Source organism: Rhizorhabdus argentea (assembly GCF_037861105.1).
GTDB classification, from domain to species: Bacteria; Pseudomonadota; Alphaproteobacteria; order Sphingomonadales; family Sphingomonadaceae; genus Rhizorhabdus; species Rhizorhabdus argentea.
In genome coordinates this window covers 20,383-40,338 of the sequence record NZ_JBANFK010000029.1, presented here as the reverse complement: position 1 = coordinate 40,338, position 19,956 = coordinate 20,383, and the positions used below count along the sequence as shown (strand labels likewise).

General features: G+C 61.5%; 14 protein-coding genes and 1 pseudogene. 11 read left to right on the top strand and 4 right to left on the bottom strand.

From position 1 onward, the window contains the following. The first annotated feature begins 324 nt into the window (after positions 1 to 324). From AAC645_RS18540 to AAC645_RS18515, 6 genes and pseudogenes are all read left to right on the top strand, one after another. The gene (locus AAC645_RS18540; protein ID WP_340318064.1) at positions 325 to 1,194 is read left to right on the top strand and encodes a TIGR03619 family F420-dependent LLM class oxidoreductase; all 870 of its coding nucleotides are present in this window, start codon (positions 325 to 327) and stop codon (positions 1,192 to 1,194) included. A 519-nt stretch (positions 1,195 to 1,713) separates the two neighbouring features. After that, the gene (locus AAC645_RS18535) at positions 1,714 to 2,109 is read left to right on the top strand and encodes a cytochrome C oxidase subunit IV family protein (RefSeq protein ID WP_340318063.1); all 396 of its coding nucleotides are present in this window, start codon (positions 1,714 to 1,716) and stop codon (positions 2,107 to 2,109) included. Between the two features lie 1,064 nt (positions 2,110 to 3,173). Next, positions 3,174 to 3,362 carry a hypothetical protein gene (locus AAC645_RS18530; protein WP_340318062.1) on the top strand — a complete coding sequence of 63 codons (189 nt, stop codon included), beginning with the start codon at positions 3,174 to 3,176 and terminating at the stop codon, positions 3,360 to 3,362. 170 nt (positions 3,363 to 3,532) lie between these two features. Beyond that, positions 3,533 to 4,283: pseudogene (locus AAC645_RS18525) on the top strand (IS5 family transposase). Between the two features lie 602 nt (positions 4,284 to 4,885). Then, a complete protein-coding gene (locus tag AAC645_RS18520) occupies positions 4,886 to 5,539 on the top strand; it encodes a hypothetical protein (protein WP_340318061.1) in 654 nt (217 codons plus the stop codon). A gap of 157 nt (positions 5,540 to 5,696) precedes the next feature. Then, the gene (locus AAC645_RS18515) at positions 5,697 to 9,506 is read left to right on the top strand and encodes a hypothetical protein (protein WP_340318060.1); all 3,810 of its coding nucleotides are present in this window, start codon (positions 5,697 to 5,699) and stop codon (positions 9,504 to 9,506) included. Positions 9,507 to 9,585: 79 nt separating this feature from the next. Here the strand turns inward: AAC645_RS18515 and AAC645_RS18510 are convergent, their stop codons facing one another. Next, positions 9,586 to 10,296 carry a hypothetical protein gene (locus AAC645_RS18510; protein ID WP_340318059.1) on the bottom strand — a complete coding sequence of 237 codons (711 nt, stop codon included), beginning with the start codon at positions 10,294 to 10,296 and terminating at the stop codon, positions 9,586 to 9,588. 228 nt (positions 10,297 to 10,524) lie between these two features. Further along, the gene (locus AAC645_RS18505) at positions 10,525 to 11,037 is read right to left on the bottom strand and encodes a helix-turn-helix domain-containing protein (protein ID WP_340318058.1); all 513 of its coding nucleotides are present in this window, start codon (positions 11,035 to 11,037) and stop codon (positions 10,525 to 10,527) included. Here AAC645_RS18505 and AAC645_RS18500 point away from each other — a divergent pair. From AAC645_RS18500 to AAC645_RS18490, 3 genes are all read left to right on the top strand, one after another. Next, a complete protein-coding gene (locus AAC645_RS18500) occupies positions 11,036 to 11,167 on the top strand; it encodes a hypothetical protein (RefSeq protein WP_340318057.1) in 132 nt (43 codons plus the stop codon). The genes AAC645_RS18505 and AAC645_RS18500 overlap by 2 nt on opposite strands. 166 nt (positions 11,168 to 11,333) lie before the next feature. Next, complete coding sequence (locus AAC645_RS18495) at positions 11,334 to 12,011, top strand: antitoxin Xre/MbcA/ParS-like domain-containing protein (protein WP_340318056.1); 678 nt, start codon at positions 11,334 to 11,336, stop codon at positions 12,009 to 12,011. 9 nt (positions 12,012 to 12,020) lie between these two features. Then, on the top strand, positions 12,021 to 12,599 hold the full coding sequence (locus tag AAC645_RS18490; protein ID WP_340318055.1) for an RES family NAD+ phosphorylase: 579 nt from the start codon (positions 12,021 to 12,023) through the stop codon (positions 12,597 to 12,599). 13 nt (positions 12,600 to 12,612) lie between these two features. Here the strand turns inward: AAC645_RS18490 and AAC645_RS18485 are convergent, their stop codons facing one another. Both AAC645_RS18485 and AAC645_RS18480 read right to left on the bottom strand, forming a co-directional pair. Then, on the bottom strand, positions 12,613 to 14,043 hold the full coding sequence (locus AAC645_RS18485; protein WP_340318054.1) for an argonaute/piwi family protein: 1,431 nt from the start codon (positions 14,041 to 14,043) through the stop codon (positions 12,613 to 12,615). Further along, on the bottom strand, positions 14,025 to 15,395 hold the full coding sequence (locus AAC645_RS18480) for an SIR2 family protein (protein WP_340318066.1): 1,371 nt from the start codon (positions 15,393 to 15,395) through the stop codon (positions 14,025 to 14,027). Before AAC645_RS18480 ends, AAC645_RS18485 begins: the two co-directional genes overlap by 19 nt. Positions 15,396 to 16,098: 703 nt before the next feature. Here AAC645_RS18480 and AAC645_RS18475 point away from each other — a divergent pair. Then, positions 16,099 to 18,444, top strand: coding sequence for a phospholipase D-like domain-containing protein (locus AAC645_RS18475; protein ID WP_340318053.1), 2,346 nt, complete (start codon positions 16,099 to 16,101; stop codon positions 18,442 to 18,444). Beyond that, positions 18,444 to 19,940: a septum formation inhibitor-activating ATPase gene (locus AAC645_RS18470; protein ID WP_340318052.1), complete on the top strand. Its 1,497-nt coding sequence runs from the start codon at positions 18,444 to 18,446 to the stop codon at positions 19,938 to 19,940. Before AAC645_RS18475 ends, AAC645_RS18470 begins: the two co-directional genes overlap by 1 nt. Positions 19,941 to 19,956 lie beyond the last annotated feature (16 nt).

Below are 19,956 nucleotides of genomic sequence, written 5' to 3'. Positions count from 1 at the left end.
TATATCAATCGATCGCGGACGGATTTCGGCGTTACTTTGCGCTGCCGGCAGAAGACCGCCCGCCACCGACACACCTCTAGCCGTGACACCATCATCTTCGGGACAGTTCCTGCCGATGACGAGGGCTGAAGACGACGAACGTGCCACTCGGACATGGTGTGCACGACGTGGTCGGAGACAGCACCTGGAAGATTGTAGTCGGCGGACGAGAACGAGCTTATGGGGCCAGTGTCGATCCGTGGTTCACTTCGAAGATGGATCGCGGCTGAAGGCCAACCGCGCTGGAACAGACCAAGATGCTCAGAAACAAGAGAAGGGCAGGCGATGAAGTTCGGCGCCAATTGCAGTGAAAGCTTCAGCGCCAGGCCATTGCCTGGAGACCATGTCCGGCTTGCCCAACACATCGAATCGCTGGGCTATTCGACGTTGTGGTTAGGCGATCATATCGCCATTCCACCCGATGCTGATGTTGAAAACTATCCATATGACACCGCTTCCTTCAAGCCGCAGTGCAGCTGGCCGGACCAGTTTATCGTTCTCGCGGCGGCAGCGAATGCGACAACGCGGATCCGGCTCGGAACGGGGGTCACTGTGGCTCCCTATCGCCAACCGATACAGTTGGCGCAAACCATTGCTACCCTTGACCTGATTTCAGGCGGCCGCTTCGTACTCGGGGTCGGGGTTGGTTGGTCGCAGAAGGAGTTCGAAGCGCTCGGGGTGCCGTTTAATCAGCGCGGAGCTCGTACAAATGAGAGTATCCGCGTGCTACGCGCCCTTTGGCAAGATGAGGTGCGAGAGATTGCCAGCCCGTCCTTGCCTGACAGCGGTGCGCGTCTCACCGTGTTCCCTTGGCAAAAGCCATCGCCGAAAATTCTGATCGGCGGGGAGGGGGATCCGATGATTAGGCGCACCGCCGAACTTGGCGACGGAATTCAGTGTTTGTACAAGAGCCCGGAAGAGCTGCGAAATTTACTCGATTCGCTTCGCCGGGAGATGGACCGCCGTGGTCGGAACATGGACGCGCTGGAGATCACATTAGTTACCGACGACGTCGAGCATGTGCTCCATAATTTTCATCAGATTCGAGAACTCCAAGAACTTGGTGTCAGCGAGGTCGTCTTTTCGCCCAAGGTCTATGATCTGGAGCGCTCGATGCGCCTGTGGGAAACGATCGCGAATTCGGTACTGGCTTAAATCACCGGCTCTGTCCCTGCCATTTAGGGAAGTCAGTTTCTCCGCCAGTTAGAAATGTCACCCTCGGAAGCAGCAGGGCCCGAGGGTAGCCATCCACACAGCGAACCGCAGGCCCTGCTGATGCGGTGGTGCTTCGGTTCTTGCGACCGAACCGGCCGCCATCGCCATTGGCCCCGTTCGCGCCGGTTAAAGCGCTGCCGCGGCCGGCCGGACACGGGCGAGAGGACGGCGTCCCCGCTTTCGTCTCACCACCAAGTTGTCGGACGCCGGCGCCGGGAAGAGCTCTGTGGCTGTGCCCGAACCTCTGCGGCGTCACGCTCGACGGGCTCGCGACCGCGATGCACGATGCACGATGCACGATGCGGCGGTGCTCGGCGGCCGCGACGCAACGGTGATTTTGGCGGCTGCGCGGATCGCCGCCAACGAGCGCGGTCGCAGTTAAGAATATCGGGCTTTATTGGCATCTGGTCGATATCGTCTGGGTGTTCCTGTTTCCGATCCTCTATTTGAGCCGCTGACATGAACGTAGGACACCTCATTTGGACGTGGCTGGCGCTGATGCTGCTCCTCGCCGCGACTATCGGTGCATCCTTCCTTCCGATCGGCGTATGGCGACAAGTGATCAATCTGGTAGTTGCCGGTGCCAAGGCATCGTTGATCCTGTGGATCTTCATGAAGCTGCGCGACGAGCCACCGCTCGTTCGGTTGAAGTCGGGCGCGGCAGGCGTGCTTCTACTCGTTCTGGCGGCCATGCTGACAGCAGACTATCTGTTGCGCCCTGATCCTTCATCAAAATGCTACGGTTTTCCGGGACGAAGGTCCCCAAGATATCGTGGAGAGGCGCCGATCGGGACCATGGCGCGAAATACGAAGCGGCTTAACTCAGTACTTCTTATGATATCAGCAATAAGGTAGATAGCTCTGCTCAAACAGTCGGTGACGCCTCTAAGTTTCGCCTACAGCTTACCGATCAAATAACAGATCTTACCTTAACTCCGATACTTAGCGCGGCACCGAACAGGCTGGGACAGCTCTCAGAGCTGTCTCTCGCGATAGAGCTTCATCACGACGTCCAGGGGCAGGTTTGATAGCCGCCATCTTGAGGGGCTCCGCGGGGCTCCGTGAGAGGGCAGGGAACCGAAGGGTACTCCTGTCACACTACCTCCTAATCCGCCACGTTGCTCGGTTTGACGCCTTAATAAATATTAAGCTCAGTCGATTGAAGATGGATCGTTACGGACAGATATAGTCTAATCCCGGAGGGGAGGAATCAGATCCCGGTGTATCCCCTGATTTGCTGGAAAGGTACGACCATCTCTGAGCGCTCTGAGTTCGAAGCGGATGACGATGACGAGGCCCTGACATTGTTAGCGCTTCGCCATGAGGAAACCGATTGCGATTTGTGGTGCGGCGACCGCAAGGTAGCCACCATCCCAAAAGGCTCTGATGCTCGTTTGGTAGCGCGAGGCTAGCTCAAGGTGCCGCTCTGCCTTTCTGGCTGTCGTCTTTTGATTTTAGAAGACGATTATCTAATTGCTACAGATCTTGCTTACATGCTGGAGTCAAACGGTGCCAAGATTGAGGGGCCAATATCGAGCGTAGATGCCGCCCTGAAGCTCATTACCGCTCTTCAGGGAAGGCTTGGTTGCGCGCTGCTCGACATCGAGTTAGTGAGAGGGGACTCCTTTGGGCTTGCCGACATTCTGTGCGAAGTCGGCGTACCTATCATATTTGTGACCGGCCGTGACGTGCGCTTTCTTCCTGTGCGGTACAGGAATACGCGCTATTGTCAGAAGCCGTTCGTAACGAATGAACTCCTGCGCTTGATCGCTGACGCATGCTGTCTCGATCTAGATCTTTAAGGCGCCCAGCGGGTTGCTCCGGGCGGCGATCTCCTCACCGGTTCGATGCTCGTGCTAGACAGTTAATAGCACACTCATTATTGCGCGGCCTTCCTGTAGGTTGCGTCGGAAATAACGATGGGTGGACACAAATATCTGTTTTTCTTCCTCAACTCCGACGGGCATGTCACGCTGCGTGATGATGTTGTGTGCCGCGATGACGCCGAGGCGCTCGAACAGGCATGTCAGCTGAGGTATGCTCACGGCGTGGAAGTCTGGAAGGCTGACCAAATGATCGGCAAGGTCCAGCCGACAGCCGGCACTTAGAAGTGGAAAGCGATCACTCAGAACGCTTTCCCTCCTCCCCGCTGCTACCTTCGCCCATAGGTCGGCCGCGCCCGCGTCGAGCGGTCAAACCCCTAGGGTCGGGACCCATAAATGGGATTCCCACGGCTGCTCAAATGTGATCCAGGTTCTGCGACATCAGGGGCCTGGACTTGAGCGAGTTTCGGTTGAGTGAGGAGCAGTTCGAGCGGCTTCGACCGTTGCTGCCGGACAAAGTTCGTCGGGTCGCCCGGGTCGATGATCGTCGGGTGATCAGCGGGATCATCCATGTGATCAAAACGGGCGGACGCTGGGTCGATGCGCCGGCCTGCTACGGGCCGAGGAAAACGCTCTATAACCGGTTCGTACGTTAGGCGGCGAAGGGCGTTTGGCAGGAATTGTTTATCACCCTCCCGGCGGCGGCCGGGCCGCCCGCCGAGGTTCTGATCGACAGCACCCACATGAAGACGCATCGCTCGGCGGGCGGCGGAAAAGGGGGGCGCTCCTCCAGGCAATCGGGTCAGTCGGGGAGGCAGAAACAGCAAACTACACGCGCTCACCGATGGCGAAGGCCGGCCGCTCCGCTTCCTGCTGACCGGCGGTCAGGTCGCAGATTGCCGCGCAGCCGACACACTGCTCGATAATCTAGCGCCGCAGACCATTGTTCTCGCCGACAAGACCTACGACAGCAACGCGATCCGCGACTTGATCGAGCACCAAGGTGCGGTCCCTAACATCCCGTCCAAGACCAACCGGCGCTGGAAAAGCTGCTTCTCCAAGACGCTCTACAAGGGCCACAATGCCGTCGAGCGCATGTTTTGCCGCCTCAAGGACTATCGCCGCATCGCCACCCGCTATGACAAGCTCGCTTCCAACTTCTTCGGGGCGATCTATCTCGTGGCTGCGATCACATGGTGGTTATGAATCAAATTCACACAACTATGGCGACGTGAATGGCAAGTGGGAGAATGCAAACGTTTGCCCAAACCCGGATCTCGGTGCTAGCTTGGGGAGATGAGCGGCGGACCTGATTGGAAGACACGGTCGCCGACGGCGATGGTGCTACGACTTATAGTCGTGCTCGCCTTGTGCGTTTTAGGAGCGATCCAAGTCGTCGTCGGGATGCTCACGGGCGGGGTGGATTGGCCCGGCAGAGGGGTCACACATGTGACGTGGACCGGGCATCCTGGCGTCTTCGTCGCAGCCATTTGCGGATGGCTCGTCGTCACTTTGGTACTGGCGCGGGGCTCGGTCATCGGTTGTCAGCGTCTGCTATGGCTTGTTCGGCATCGCAGATCGCCGAATGGTAATGCTCGCTAATGCGGCGGCTCTGGACGGGCGCTTATGAGTCCCGACCCTAGGAACCTGGCTAGCCCAGGTTGGCTTTGCCACAGCATCGCATGTGCGATCCTCACGGGTTGAAACCCCCAAATAGCGCGAGTTTCGCACTTCGAGATAGAATCCGCCCGCTTACACACGCATAGTCCGATAATATATCTTATGTTAAATTTATCAATGGGTTATGGTTGCTTCGCCAGATCGCCGTCCGTCTCTATTCGGTCAGTCGGCCTTATCCACTGCGCAGCAAATATGCCTTAACAGTTGCCTGCCAACGCCAGTCGCACATCCGGCGCTATCGTATAAACGGCTTCGCGCTGCGCGCCCCGATTGGGATGATCGACGCGGTAGCCCTGATAATGGCGGTGCAGCAATCCGGCGCGTACAAGGTCCGATACCGCCCGGCTCACATTCGTCCGACCGGATCGCAGGATGCGCGCCTCGATCTCCTCATCCTGCTGCTGAGCCAGATCGCCCGCATTTTCCGAGGCGTCAGCGTTTGCCATCAGCTCCGACCGGATCGCTGCAATCATGGCCGTGCGGCGACAGTCGCGATTGGCCAGCGGCGCCAGTGCCCGGCAAAGCCAGTCGCGTACCGGAACCTGGTCGGCTTCGCTTCGGACATAAGGTCCGAGACTGCCATTCTCTCCTGCCGCCTTCGCGATCAGGTTGAGGATGAGCAACACATATCTCGGACGTTTCGATACCTGCGAAACGCGCTCGACAAGATCTGGCAGCGCGACGGCTGGCGGCGCCACAGCCTGCGGGGCTTGCTTGATATGGTCAAAGAGGTCTGTTTGGTGGAACATAGCAGGAATCTAGCACAAGCGATTCCGCTGTGAATCCCCCTAAATCACCCAGCTCAACAATAATCACCAGTGTCACTTTACCCGCGCGGGTAAAGTGACACTGGTGACACAGCCCGGACTTGGCTGAGCTTCGGTCGTTCCGACGGCGTTATCGCTTTCCTGAATGGTCACCGCTCGGCACAAGGAGAGCATGTTCACGGTAAGCGCAGAAGAAATCGATCGTCTTGACGGCAAGGAGCTTGTCGAGCTTCTGCGCGCCCTCGTCCATGCCGAGGCGCGCAGCGCCGATATTCCGCTTAGGGGCGTGAACGTACCGCTTCAGGTGACCATCGCCGATGGCGGCGAGGATGGCAGTGTTCTCTGGCACGGCGGGAAGCCGTCAACCTCCTTCCTCCCGTGCCGCGATGTCGTCTTCCAATGCAAGGCGACCGACCATGGCGATGCACAGTGGACTAAGGAGGTCTGGACCAAGAGATCGCAGCCTAAGCGTGTCACGAAAAAAGAACTCAGCCCGGCGATCGTCGGTGCCCTCCAGCGCGGCGCCGCTTATATCGGCGTGACCGGCTCGCCCCGGGTCAAGGACAAGATCGCCGCGCGAGAGCAAGCCATCCGCTACGGTATTGAGGCAGCGGGCGGCGATCCCGCCAATCTCGCCTCGATCCAGGTCTTTGACGGCAACAAACTCATGGCCTGGGCGAACGCCCATCCCGCCGTCGCGCTCTGGATCCGCGAGCGGGCCGCTGGCTTCTCGCTGTCGACCTTCGGCACGTTAGAGCGCTGGGGCAAGCGAACCGCGCTCACCATGCCTCCCTTCGTCGCTATCGCCGAACGTGAATTCTCGACCGGGCCTTTGCCCAACCAGCGCCTTCGCTTCGATGCGCTCGGGCCCCATATCCTCGGCCATCTCGTGGCACAGCATGCCTGTGTACGGATCTGGGGTTCCTCGGGCCTCGGCAAGACCCGCGCCCTTCATGAGGCGCTGGTCGGTGCCACCGGGACGCTACTCGACGTCAGCACCGCCAATCTCATCTTCTGCGACTGGCGCGAATCCGCCGCCCATGTCTTCGACGTGGCGCATCATCTGAAAAATGCCGGCACCGATGCGATCCTCGTAGTCGATTCCTGTCCGCTCGACGACGCACGGGTGCTGGTCGACCTGGCCCGCGAGGCCGACAGCCTGTTGCGGATCGTGACCATCGGAACAGAGGGGCGCGAGGACGCCGACGATTGCATGATGATCCGGGCCCTGCCTGACAGGGCCACCTGTCACGGTATACTCAAGGCTGCTCTCCCGCAAACGCCGGCGGCGCTCCGCGAAACCCTCGTTGATCATTGCGACGGCTATCCGGCCCATGCCTTGCTGTTCTCAAGCGCCGGCGCTGATAATTGGGGCGTCAAACGCTCGCTGGGCGAGGTTGCCGAGCGGCTGATCGCCGAGCGAACCGACGATGCCGACACGGTGCGCGCGCTCGAATGCCTCGCCCTCTTCGACTGGCTGGACCCCGACAGCGACCCCCAGGCGTTCGACGCCCTGTGCGAGGATCTGGTCCAGATGCGCGGGGCGCTGGTCTATGAGCATCTGGTCAAGGCGAGCGCGCGGCGGCTCGTCGAGCGCAATCATGATCGTCTTTCCGTCTCAATGGATTTGATCGCCAATTTCCTGGCATCGCGCCGCCTCGCACATCTGCGCCCCTCGAGCATCCAGGCGTTCCTCCAGACGGCGTCACCGCAGGCACGCGACGCGATGCTCAGCCGCTGGCAGTCGCTGGACGAGCGCTCACCCACCGCCGTCGCGGTGGTCCGCGACATCGTGCTGCGGGGCTGGCTGGGCGACGACCGCGTGCTGAGCCAGGCGGCAACGCCCTATCTGGTCGCCTTCGTCCATGCCGATCCCGACACGATGCTCCGCGCCCTGTCCTATGCGGTTCACGTCAAGACTATCGACGATCTGGCGACGCTCGATGTGAACGGCGCGCTCCTCGATGCGCTCCGCTTGCTCGCCTCGATGCCGCGCACCTTTCCCTATGCGGTGCCGGTCGTCATCAAGCTCGCCGCCGCCTCGGATCTGGCCCGCGAGACACCGATCGTCCAGCTGCTGCGCCAGCTATTTCAGGTCGCCCTATCTGGGACTGGCGCTGACGAGCAGAAACGGCGCCACGCGCTGCTCGAAGCCCTTGAGGAGACCGATCCCCGCATGAGGCGCGCCTGTGTCGAGGCGGCGGGAGCGATGCTGACAACACATATCACGCGTTTCGGCGATTTCGGCGGGATCGGAGGGGAACCCTTCGAGGAATGGCAACCCGACGACGCTCAGGTGCTCGGCTATTTTCGCTGGGCGCTGGAAAAGCTGCTCGGGCTCTGGTGCACCCACACAGACCTGCGCGGCCGGATCGAAGAGATCGTCGCGGGCGATCTGCGTATACTCGTCGAGTTCGATGTCCTCGACCTTGTCGAGACATTTGCCCGCGAGATCGTGGGGCTGCGCGGCCACTGGTTCGATGCGACGCACAGCATCGGCGACTGGCTCTATTTCGACCGGCCCGCCGAGGAGAATGACCGGGCACGAGCCATCCGCGCACTATACGACCTGACGCTCCCTTCTGACCCAGTCGACCAGGTCCTGCTCTACAGTCGCTATTGGAGCACCGATATCCACGACCCCGACACCCGCTATGCCGCCGATAGCGACAATCCCGATCACGAATATCCGGCGCGCCGGGTCCGGGCGCTGGCGCCCGGGATCGCGGCCGACCCCGCGCTTCTCTCACGCGCGATCGAGGTCATGGCAGGCACCGACACCAACACGCCCTTTCCCTTCGCCGACGCACTGGCCCAGTATCTAGCCAATCCGCTCGACACTTTTGCCAAGGCGACGAAGGTGCTCGACCGCGGTGAGGGCCGGACCGGCATCGGCTTCGTGCGCGCGCTCCTGACCAGCCTCGATCGCCGGCTCGCCGACGATACCGAGCGCGACGACGCCCTGGTCGCCATCGCGCGAGGTTCGACCGTCCTGCTTACCGACGAGATGGATATCTACACGGCGCTTCGTATGACCGACGCGCGCGTCCGCGGTCTCGCCGCCGACATTCGCGCCGGGAAATTCGACCTCCGTCGCGTCGTCCCGATCTCCTATGGCCGCGGGCTCGACACAACCTCGCACGATGTCCTCGCTGAGCTGATCGACGCGCTCATCGGCCGCGTCGACGACCGCGGCGCGTGGGCGGCAGTTGAGATTCTGAACATGGTCACGCACGGCAAGCAGCATATCGCACCCGAAATCCTCGACCTCCTCAAGCGTGTCGTGCTCGCGCCGCCGATCGCCGATGGACCGGCGGACCATGTTGGCCATGCCGAGCATTCGCTCGAAGCGCTGATCAAGCGCCTCGCTCGGGGCAATGCCATCGATTCGGCCTTTGCGCGCGGCTTTGCAGGCATCGTCACGCGGTCTTGCCAGTCCGCCGAAGCGCAATTCCGTATCGCCGAAGCGCTACGCAAATCGCTCGTCCCGGTCGTCGACAACGCCCCGCTCGAGGTCTGGCACGTGCTCAGCACCTTCTATGAGGGCGCCACGCGCTACGAACGCGAACGACTGGGCCGCATTCTCGCACCGACCCAGTCCTTTGGACGGGAAGTGGGTCGCAGCGGCCCGGGCCTCCTGTTCAAGACCCCGGAAAGCGCGCTGCTCGACTGGGTCGATGCGGATCCCGCAGCGCGATTGGGTTTCGTACTCAGCTTCTATCCCATTCTCGTGCAAGAGGACGAGACATGGGTCTGGCATCCTGCGCTTGAGCAACTTGCTACACGCTACGGCGCCTCCCCCGCGTTTCGCGCCGGCTTGCGCACGCGCATCTTCCCCAGATCCTGGTCGGGTTCGCTCGGCGGCTATCTAGCCAGCTTCCTCGCGCCACTCGCCAGCTGGGAGGCCCACGTCGCGCTCGGCGAATGGTCCGAACGCATACGCGCCGACATCGAGAGCCGGTCCGAGGGCGAGGACGGCTGATACGCTGCGCGCGCCTGCCCAATTGCGCTGAGCCAGGTGTGGGCGGCGGCCGCCGCGACCGTCTGAAGGCACGCGGTCATCACGCGTCCTCCGCGTCGCGACCGTCGGGCGGGGTGCCGGGGCGAACGCCGCCAATCCGCGGCGCGGTCGGCGCGTCGGGGTCGAGCCGACCAACACTGTCGAGATAGGGCTGAGTTTCGTCAGCATCGAAGAAGGATGTCGGCTCAAATCGTGCCTGCCGGAGCTGCTCCACGAAATCGGGGTGGGAATCGAACAGCCCATTCACAGCCAGATTGAGCTTGTGCGACACTTTGGCAGACTGCGCCTGCGCAATCGGCAGGGCCAGACCAAGCATTCGCTCGAGGTCGACCGCGTCGGCCACCCGAATATAAGCGCTCGAATGAGGATAGCTGAGTGCCATCTGGGCCTTCTCGAGATCGAGCGCGAGGACGGCGCGATGCTCTTCCCAGCCCGAGGCGTGGCCGAAATGCGCGAGATAGCGATCGCGCAGCGTGGTGATGCGTACGTGCAAGGCGCGCTGTTCCTGATCGAGTTGACTGGTGATCTGGAGCTTTTTGCGCCCCTTCCCATCGCTGTGCGTGGCACGGGTGTAGAGAAGGACGGTCTGTGCAAACAACGCCTGCACGGTCGCGGCCTCGTCGCGGCGAAGCTCTGTACCCTGCTGGGCCGTGCCCCGCATCGATCGCGACACCGCTTTGCAGGCCGCCATCATCTCGGCTGCGCGCTTCAGGTCGTTGCAGACCGAGTACATAGAGATCGCAGCGCGCACGAGCGGTCTCAACGCCGCGATCGCAGCGTCTTGCGGATAGCGCGCAATCAGCGCCTCGAGATCGAACAATTCCAACATGGCGGGCTTTCGCGAAAAATAGGGTGGCGGGTGGCCGTGCACGCCACCCGCCACTTGGCCCCTGGCCCCGGAAACCTCTCCCGCGCGGCCGCGCGGGCTGTCATCTGCTGTGCGGGGCGCGGCGACGGAGGAGATCCGTCCCCGCAGGGCCTACGCCTGCTGGCGATGCTTGGGCAGCGCCACATTCTTGCGGCGCTTGCTGTTTTCCTCCTTCATGGCGGTGAATTCTGGCTCAAGCTTTTTCAGCTTCTGAACCAGGCCCGTCAGGTCATATTCGTTGCTCGTCTTGCCGCGTCCCGGTCGCGTGCGCTCGATCCGCTCGACCAGCCCGGCTTCCTCGAGGGCGGCGATCTGGCGCTGGATCTGGCGCTCACTCAAGCCGATCCGGTCGGACAGCAGCTTCTTGGTCGGCCAGGGCTTGCGGTCGGGATCCCACCACATGTCGGCGAACTGCATGATGATGTTGAACTGAACCGGGTTGATGCCGAGCCGGGCCTGCGCCCACATCAGCAAGGACGGTACGATACAGAAGCCGAGGTCCATCACCGGCTTGCCGAACTTGCGCTCCGACGCCTTGCGAGAGTCGGCCTTCCCTTTGGCATTGAGTGGCACGATCTTGCTGGGCACAAGTTTCGCCCCGGTGGTGGTCTTGATGATTTGCATGGTCTATATCCTCATTGACACCGATATCGGCTATTGGGACGCGCTCATCAAGACCTACCGCCTGGTCGCCGAAGTCCGATCGCGAGAGGACATCAGCGTCCGATCTAGACAGGGCATGGGCGTCCACTGAAACAGCACCCGTCATGCAGCACTCAGTGTGAATGATCACACGAACACAGCACGCAAGCGGAGCAGTCGCTGATGTCCGGTCGATAGCAAGGTTTGCGGAACCTCCTCTGGACAATCCGTACAATCTGTACTATCTAGCCAATCTATCATTGTGTTTGGAGGCGGTCATGAGTGAAGCTGCGCTGAAGCTGGATGTCGACGAGGCTCAGGCCGCGCTCCGCGTGCACAACCCGAGCGCCCCGGCCGCTGAGCTCAAGACCATGGCACAATTCGTCTCGATTGCCGTCGATGTCATGTCCGCTTTTCCCGAAAGGCGTCTGCGCAAGTTGGCGCGCGAGCATAAGCTGCGCGCTGCTCTGGAGCAGGTTGCTCAGCAGCTCATGCCCGCCGAGACGGCGGAAGGCGGGAAGGTCGAGCGTACGCGCGGTAGCGGTCTCGGCGAGTTGGTCACTATCACGGAGGGGCGTGCCCGTCTCGACGCTTATGCGACCCCAAAGCCGATCGAGGAGTGGGCGGGACCGGTTGGTGGCGCTGGTGACATCGAGACGCAATTCGGAGTCAAACGGTCGACGCTCAACACCTGGCACAAGCAAGGCGCCGTCGTCGGCTTGCTCCGCGGACAGCGCAAGCTGGCGTATCCCCTCGAACAGTTCATCGACGGCCGCCCGCTGCAGGGGCTCGCCGATGTCCTTGGCGTTGCCCCGGATCCCCGGTCGGCCTGGCTCTGGCTGCGACAGCCGCATGGCGCTTTGGACGGACAGACGCCGCTGGCGCTGCTGCGAGCCTCAAGGACGGATCAGGTCAGCGCCATCGCACGCCGGGACTTTGACCGCGAGATCGACTAATCGCGGACGATGGCGCTCGACCCTAAGATCATCAAATCGCTGACACGCCGGGTCGAGCCGGCTGACTATCTGCGCTGTACCCCCTGGGCGCGGCGCGGCACGCCACTTGGCATGGGCTTCGGCGAAACCCGCTTCGCCAGCCCGACCAAAACCTTCAAGCTGCTTTATATCGCGGAGGATCTGCCGACAGCGATTGCCGAGGCGATCGTCCGCGATCGCTTCGAGGGCCAGACGGCCCGCGAGCTGGCCGCCTCCGACATCGCCGATTGGGGCATCTGCGAGGTCTCGGCGGCTCGCGCTCTGCGTCTCCTCAGCCTGCGCGGCGACGCCTGCTTCAAGCTCGGCATCTCGACGGACATCGTCGGCGCCAAAGCGCATGACGAAGCCCGCGCCTTCAGCCAGCTCCTCTACGATACGACTGATCTTGACGGAATCGTCTATCATTCGCGCCTTCGTAAGAAGAACTGCATGGCGGTCTATGATCGTGCGGTCACACCGAGTCTGAGTGCGCAGCCTGTGATTGCGCTTGAGAGGCTGACAGCCTTGGTTCCGGCTTTGAAGAGCTTGAAGACGGATCTGATTAGATAAGCGTTGTCCGACGTCACATGAAGAAACGGAACTGGTAGGTCCCCTTCCCCATACTTGGCATACGTTTGATCACCTGCGCGAGCGTCTTCGCATAGCTCATGGTGACGGGAAGCGGGTCGTAGAGCCCATCATTGTTCCAATTCATCTTCGACAGCGCCAAGGCAGCGCGAGCAGACTCATCCCAGGGGCCGTGGCCGGCATGACGCACGAGGCGCAGAGGGCGTGGCGTACCCCGGCCGCCCTGGAAATAGGGTCGCCGCCCGAGCCCATCGACAGCACCGTGCATCCAGAGCAAAGCATCTTTGCCGCCGAGGCCCAGCAAGGTTCCGCGCTTTACCGGATAGCCATCGGCCTGTGATTTGGTGGCGTCCTGTCGGTCCTGCTCCCAACGCGCGGCCTGCCAACCAACATCTTCGACGACCTGCACCAAGTCAACGCTTTCACAATGTTTGAGGGCCTCGAAACATCCCTCAATCTCAGCGTCTTTGAATTCGGTCGACTTGTGAACCATTACGCGACTGGGCGAACGACCCGCATGTCGGCGGCGGTAGAGATCGAGCGAACGTCCAATGACCTTGAACATCTCGGTGTGCGACAGGAAGGGATTCTCGCGCTGCACATCCATTTCTGCCGTATCGTAAGCGACGAACTCCAGCCCGGCGCCGTCTGCATCGAAGACTTGGCTGCAGCAGGTCACAAAACGTGGCCGATCAGAATCGACGGCACGCAGAGCATATGAGATCCCGATATAAGCAGTGTCAGCAGCGACATCGGCGAGCTTCCAGGGCACGCCACCTGCCTTGGCGTACAGAGCGAGGCCTATCCGCCACATGACACTCGCGCGACAGGAATAAGATATCGCGCTGTCTTCCCGCACGATCTGAATCGGAATCTGACGCCCCGCCGTGAACGCCTTCAGCTGGTGATGGAGGTCAAAATCATGCTCCCCGTAAAATCCTGCAGACCATCGTTCGGGGAGATAGATAAACAGAACGTCGAAATCGGCCCGGTTAGCCTCCAGAAGCTGGATCGCCCGTATAATCCGTTCGACAAGGAGTAGCTCTGGGGCTGCGTGGTCGCGCAGCTCATCGTCCAACCCGGCGTCCAATTCTCGTAGGCAAGACGACGTCGCGGGTGCCAAGTGAGTCTGGAACACACCATTAAAGCTGGTCCAGTCAGGAAGATAATCCTTCCGCTCCCGTGGCTGCGCTGGCCGGTTCAGCTCCCTGAGGAAATCGAACAATCGCCGGGCCTCTCCCGCAGGCGCTAAAGTCGCGACGCGAATTGGGGACGGCGTGAAACCGCTGGAATAGGGACCGAAGCGCGCCAAACCCCGCAGAGGATGGATGTCGGTATCGCTCAGCCGATCCGGATGGAACAACAGCTGAGGTTCGGGCAGGCGAATATGGGGCTGCATCTCGCCGCTCATGGTTTTACCGACCATGAGAACGCCGATCGCTTGCCAACGGTGAACGTCGCATCGATGCCATCGCCGATGCCCAAAGCGCGCATATTCTCGCCAGCGCAGGTTCGGGACCAGAACTCGATGAGCTTGTCGAGGATCGGATTGTAACGGCGCACGGTCCGTTCGCGCGCAAAGTCGGACCTGATCGCTTTCTTCTGCTCGTCGTCGTCATCAAAGAGGATCCGCGGCTCCAGTAGCAGCCATAGCCGATCGCTCGCCCACTCGGCGCGCAGACCGACGCCTTCCCGCCATGTGATGGTACGATCCTTGGGGACTGTGCCGCTGATCGGCCCGACGAGATCCCGAAGCGCTTTCCATTCTTGTGCAAGCGGCTCTTTGGGCACGAGCAGGTCTCGACTGCGGCGTGGGCGGACGTCCATCGACGCCCCTTTGGCTATCGCTGCCACCAGCGCACGGCGAAGAAGCCCCCTCTCCTGCGAATCATAACGCAGCCGCCTGTCCTCGAATGTGAGCAGTCCGAAGTCCGAGATGCTGAACGGTCCGAAGACTTTCCTGAATTCTTCGTCGCTGCCGAAGCCTATGACGCCAGCCTGGCTTCGCGCTACGATCAGATCGCTGCCGGCAGCCTCGACGATGTCGCGCACATGTTTGGCGCCCTCCACACCGCAGACGATCTTTCTGCAATTGGTCGGATGACTCACCGGCAGAGCGTTCAGTCGCAAAACCGGGTAGCCCTTGGTTCCGCCGGGCGCTGACGGAAACGATAGCCGCCTGCGCTCCTGTCCCTCGGCTTCGAGCTGCGTAAGATCGACGCTCGGCAAAAGTCGCAGGAGATCGGTCATCGTCTCATCGAAATTTTCGATGCGCACCAGTCCGCATTCAACACCGGCTGCGGCGGCTCGCTCAAGGAGCCGGGATACGCGCTCGAATGGTGACTGATCGCCACGGTGAAGCCAGAATAGGCCACCCGGATACGCATCCGCTTCCTCAAGTGCTGCCTCGAGTGCATCCATCACGGAGTCGTCGCGCCCGCTGTAGCCGGCAACCACGAGACCAAACCTCCGACACGCATCAACCAATTGACGCCGAAATTTTGCGTCCTGATGCCGAAGCTCTTCGCTCGTGTTTTTCAGCCGCCGCGACCGAAAGTCGCCATGAAGCTTCACCTCGATCGGCCATTGCTGTTCCGAGATGAACTCGCCTGCCAGTCCGGATCCATCGAGCGACGAGATATTCAACGCAGCGGTGGTTCCGAAGGTGCGGGCGCAGGCATCGTCAAGCAGATGGTCGAAGTTGGTCGTCCAGATGATGTTGCTGTGCTTCGCCTGCAGGAGCGCCGCCAATGCGAGATGGCCCTGCGTTGGCTTCATCCCCTGAACCATATGGTCGATGTAGGTTCGGCGATCCTGTTCCTGCGGATAGGTCGCTTCGAAAAGTGCACTATATTCGTCGGGCGCGCCCGGGCTCGGTAGCTTGTCGGATTCAGAAACAAAGGCGTTTAGGAGCGACTGCACAGAGATGTTCGAGAGATCCTCGACGGCATAGCGAGATGCCTTTCGTTGCGTGACGTAGAGTTCCCGCTTGAAGCGCCAAATCATATCGCCTGCCGTCAGGATCCCCGCTGCCGCCGAGACGCCCGCTCCTAGCAGCCACATGATTCGTCCGCTGCGCATCGAGAACCGCCGCGCGAAATCGTCCGAGGGGATATCCCTTAATCCAATTTCTTCATCCATAGCTGTTGGCAGCGTAACGAAATGGTGGCTGCACGCTAGGGCAAATCCTTTTTGTTTGAGGACCTAAGTGAGGTTCCTACCGAGCTCCGTGCAAAAACGTCGGTTCGTCGATGCGATGCGCGCTTCCATGACGCGGAAGCGAGGCGGCGCAGTAAATTGCGCGCGACCGGTGAGGTGACCGGCGAACGCGGCCCCCGGGCTTGGGCGGCAGCGGCCGCGCGAGCGCGAGATCTGAGGAAGCGGCGCGAGAAGCTTATGCAAACAATATTGCTTGCCATCGTCCTATTCGCTTCCCGACCCGTGAGACGTCAATTACGCTCCTCATCGGGGGGAGATAAATTTGGATCCGCTTGATCTCGTATCTGCGGCGCCGTGGCGTAGCGCGGTATTCACGACCTATGCTTTGAGCCTGTCGTTCTTCGAGGCGGTCGTTCTCGACCGGCTGATCCGTGGTGGCGGACAGTCTGCCTTGATCCTCGCCGATCCCGAAGGCGTTCGCTCGGGCCTCAGCGAGGAAGGCGCGCGGCGGGCCGGCCGTGATTACGATATCGAACCAGTCGCGTGTGTGGGTGGCGTCTTCCATCCCAAAATGAGCGTGTTCGCTGGCATCGACGACGCGCATCTCCTCGTCAGCTCAGGAAATCTGACGTTTGGCGGCTGGGGTGGCAATCTCGAGCTGACTGAACATCTGCATCCGAGTTTTGCGGCGGACGCGTTTGACGACGCCGCTGACTTTTTCCAGTTGCTGACGCTGTCCGATCGCATTCGAACCGAAGCCGGCACGGCATGCCAGAAGCTGGCTGATACGCTTCGCCAGGCGACGCGCGGTGCCAGTCGAACGGGCAATATTCGGCTCGTCCATAGCGTTGGCGGACCGATTGCGGACGACATCGCACGTTTCGCGGACGAACTCGGCGGCGCCCGGCGGATCACGATCGTGTCGCCCTATCACGATATCGATGGGCGCGGCCTCAATGCCCTCGCAAAGACACTCGCCTGCGATGACATCCTTCTCCACGCGCATCCTGACGGTACCGTGCGTGGGACCGGCTCCAACAACTGGCCTTTCGACGCGCGGCGTGCACGCACGGCGGTCAACATCGCCAATCCTTTCGCGGCCGATAAGAGACCACTCCACGCAAAGTCGATCGAAATCCTGTGCCGGCGCGGTCGACTCGTTATTTCTGGCAGCGCCAACGGCACCCTTGCGGGGCTCTTCGGCGCGAATGTCGAAGCCTCCGTGCTCCGCCTGCAGCGCGATATTCTGGTCGGATGGGATTGGTCACCGGCCGATGCGCCCGAAAGACTGGAAGGCGATACCGACGACGAGGATGCGGATGCCGAGGGAACCATCGGAATCATTCGCGCGGCTCTCGAAGCTGGCAAGATCGAGGGACGAGTGCTGTCGCCGAGTATGAAGGGCCGCGCGAAGGTCTTCGTTCGCAGTGTGCGCAAGACCCGCGAACTCGGGTGGGTCGACATCGACCAAGACGGACGATTCAACATTGACGCGCCATCCCTCGAACAGGACGCCTGGGAGAGTGGTCGGCTCGTTGTCCGCCTCGAGCAAGACGCCAAGATCGCGGAGGGCTTTGTCTCGATCGCCGCCGCCTCGGAACTCATTAGGCGGGTCGGGCCCATGGCAACCCGGATCTTTGCGATCCTCGCCGGTAGCGACACCCCGGCCGATGTAGCTGCCATGTTAGCGTGGTTCCGTGAGGATCCCGAGCGCTTGCCCCGGGCCGCGAAGCAGTCGGGCGGTGGAACGGGCGAGCAGGCGGAGGAAGCTGCGACCTTCGTTCACATCATTTCGCTTCACGCTGGCGGAGCAGGGCATGGACATGACGCCGCAGATGGGACGGGCTCGGCCGCCTGGCGTAACGCGATGGCGCTCCTGCGCTCCGCTTTCTCGGTGCCCCGGGGACCGTGGAATGCGGGCGGTGAAGCGGACGATGATGACGACGAGGACCAGAGCGATCGCGAAAGGCGTGCCCGCCAGCAGGACCAACATAATACGAAGTCGCTCGAGCATTTTGAGGAGCTGCTACCGCGCATGCTCGACGCCGAGTCCCCGGCTTCCGATCCGCTTCTGGCGCTTGCAATGACGCACTTCGTGACCGACCGCATTCGCCCCCCAGCGGCAAAAGTCAGGCTCTGGATCGCGCAAATCTTGTCGGCGATGACGTCCTACGCCGGCCCCGAGGCAGAGCAAGCCCTGGCGACGCTCGTGCTGTATTATGGGACCGATAGCCTACCGAACGGAGCCGCACGCGCGCGTAGGACCCTGCTCGCACGCGAAACAGATTTCAGCTCCCTCGATTCGATCACCGTCCGGTCCGTGCGGGCCTTCTGTGAGGTTCTTGGCAGCACGCTCGACGTTGCGACCTTCCTCAAGGACGTCCGCGCGGCGCAGACGATCGGCGAAGAAGTTCGCGCTTACCTCGCCGCCGTGTCGGCGGGGCGGTTGAAGGTTGAACTGCCGACTCTGACCAAATCGCCGCACTGGCCGCGCCTTTCTAAGGCGATCGGCAACCCAGGAATCCTGGACACCTTCTTCATCTTTGCGGTGCCGCCGAAAAGCTGTCCGCGCTGCAGCATGCAGTTCCCGAGCGCTGTTGCCGAGGATCTGCGGCGGATGGGTATCAGCACATGCTGCGGCCGCATCATGTTGAACAAGGCGCTCTGATGCCGGCGACCCTTGATGAGCTTATGGAAAAGGCCCGCGACGCTGCGGGCCCGCAGATCGTCGCCAAAATCGGGATCGGCCCGGGCGGCGTCGATCCGCTTGGCCTACGACAAATCAATTTCGGATTGATGGATCGCGTCTTCCCCGATCTCAACAATGTTGCCCGTCATGTTCGCCCATATGTCGTGATGGCGTGGGCGTGGCGGCAGGTTCGTCGCATCCTTGAGCGCGGCAAGAAGATCGGCGCGCTCGATCTCGAGATGCGAGACTTCGTCGATCGGATCGAGACGATTTATGCCTGGTCGCAATTTCTCATCGATCCGCGCGCCGATCTTCCCGGCGCGGTGGCGATGCGAAAACTGTTTGAAGTCGACCGCTACAAGTTCGGTGGTGAGGAATGGGAAAAGCGGCGCGACACACGCCGCTACTCAACCGGACTGATCTCACCGCTGAACTATGGTCCGAGTTTGCAGACGATGGGCTGGCTCGAGCGTGCCGAGGAAGGGGCAGGCGTTTTCGCGACACCGTCGGATCTTGATCCTGTCCTCGACGCATTCGAAGCGCGCATGGCTGGTGAGCTTGATCATCCCGCCTTCAGCCGACTCGGATCGGTGACGGTCAAACGCGCGGACGTCGAGCGCTGGGGGAAGCTTTGGTCGATCAAGAAGCCGCTCGCGATCGAACGCAAAGCGCTTTTCGAGCGCCTGGGAGGTCGGATGGCTGCAGCCTCTAGGCAAAGGGGCATTGCGCTCACCCAGGCCGGCTACAATGATCTGGAAGACGAAGAGTGGGATATCGACGACGTTCGGGCGCGGATGGCGGATCGATCGGACGAATGGCAGGATCCTGAGTCTTGTCCGGGCGCTGCAGCGGAGTGGCGCGCGGTCCAGGTCAGGCAGGTCTTCCGCCTGACGCTCGAGGCCCTGTTCCATTGGTTCGTCAACCAGCTCGGCGACGGCCCAATGCACACGGGCTCCGTCGCAGACGCATTCCTGGACGAACTCGGGCGAAGGAAGCGCGCTACGACAGCGGATACGTGGCTTCTAAAGGCGGCAAAGCCGTCGAATCCCGTGCACGTTCTGAACGACCTCAAAGCCGCGCTGAGATCCTGGGAGGGTCTTGCAGACGCGATCGTCGGCGGCCTCCGACACAGTCTCGCCGAGGCGCCTGTCGAAGCCCATGACTTCGAAACGTTCGATCGATTGCCGCTGGCACGGGCGCGAGCTGAGGCGACATTGTGGAACTCGCTCAGCCCGCACGACTTCATGGTCCGAGTCCTCGAAAGCTGGATCATGGCGCAGCATACCTACTGGTGCGTCACCCGTGGGCTGAACGACGCCCGAGGACGCGGCAAAACCATCCTGCGCCTCCGCATCGTCATGGACGAGGGCGGCTGGACGCAAACGCCGGGAACGACGCTGGGAAGCGCCCCAGAGGCAACCCCCGATCGGCTCGAGACCGCATTTTCGCTGCTGGAGGAATGCCGCAAGCTCTAGGTGTTGGGCTTTTCCG

Coding starts and splice junctions, on each gene's coding strand:
- AAC645_RS18505 (WP_340318058.1), bottom strand. CDS start 11,037: ATGCAAATCATCAAGACCACCACCGGGGCGAAACTTGTGCCCAGCAAG.
- AAC645_RS18480 (WP_340318066.1), bottom strand. CDS start 15,395: ATGAAGCCAACGCAGGGCCATCTCGCATTGGCGGCGCTCCTGCAGGCG.
- AAC645_RS18495 (WP_340318056.1), top strand. CDS start 11,334: ATGAGTGAAGCTGCGCTGAAGCTGGATGTCGACGAGGCTCAGGCCGCG.
- AAC645_RS18485 (WP_340318054.1), bottom strand. CDS start 14,043: ATGGTCGGTAAAACCATGAGCGGCGAGATGCAGCCCCATATTCGCCTG.
- AAC645_RS18535 (WP_340318063.1), top strand. CDS start 1,714: ATGAACGTAGGACACCTCATTTGGACGTGGCTGGCGCTGATGCTGCTC.
- AAC645_RS18470 (WP_340318052.1), top strand. CDS start 18,444: ATGCCGGCGACCCTTGATGAGCTTATGGAAAAGGCCCGCGACGCTGCG.
- AAC645_RS18530 (WP_340318062.1), top strand. CDS start 3,174: ATGGGTGGACACAAATATCTGTTTTTCTTCCTCAACTCCGACGGGCAT.
- AAC645_RS18515 (WP_340318060.1), top strand. CDS start 5,697: ATGTTCACGGTAAGCGCAGAAGAAATCGATCGTCTTGACGGCAAGGAG.
- AAC645_RS18490 (WP_340318055.1), top strand. CDS start 12,021: ATGGCGCTCGACCCTAAGATCATCAAATCGCTGACACGCCGGGTCGAG.
- AAC645_RS18500 (WP_340318057.1), top strand. CDS start 11,036: ATGGTCTATATCCTCATTGACACCGATATCGGCTATTGGGACGCGCTC.
- AAC645_RS18540 (WP_340318064.1), top strand. CDS start 325: ATGAAGTTCGGCGCCAATTGCAGTGAAAGCTTCAGCGCCAGGCCATTG.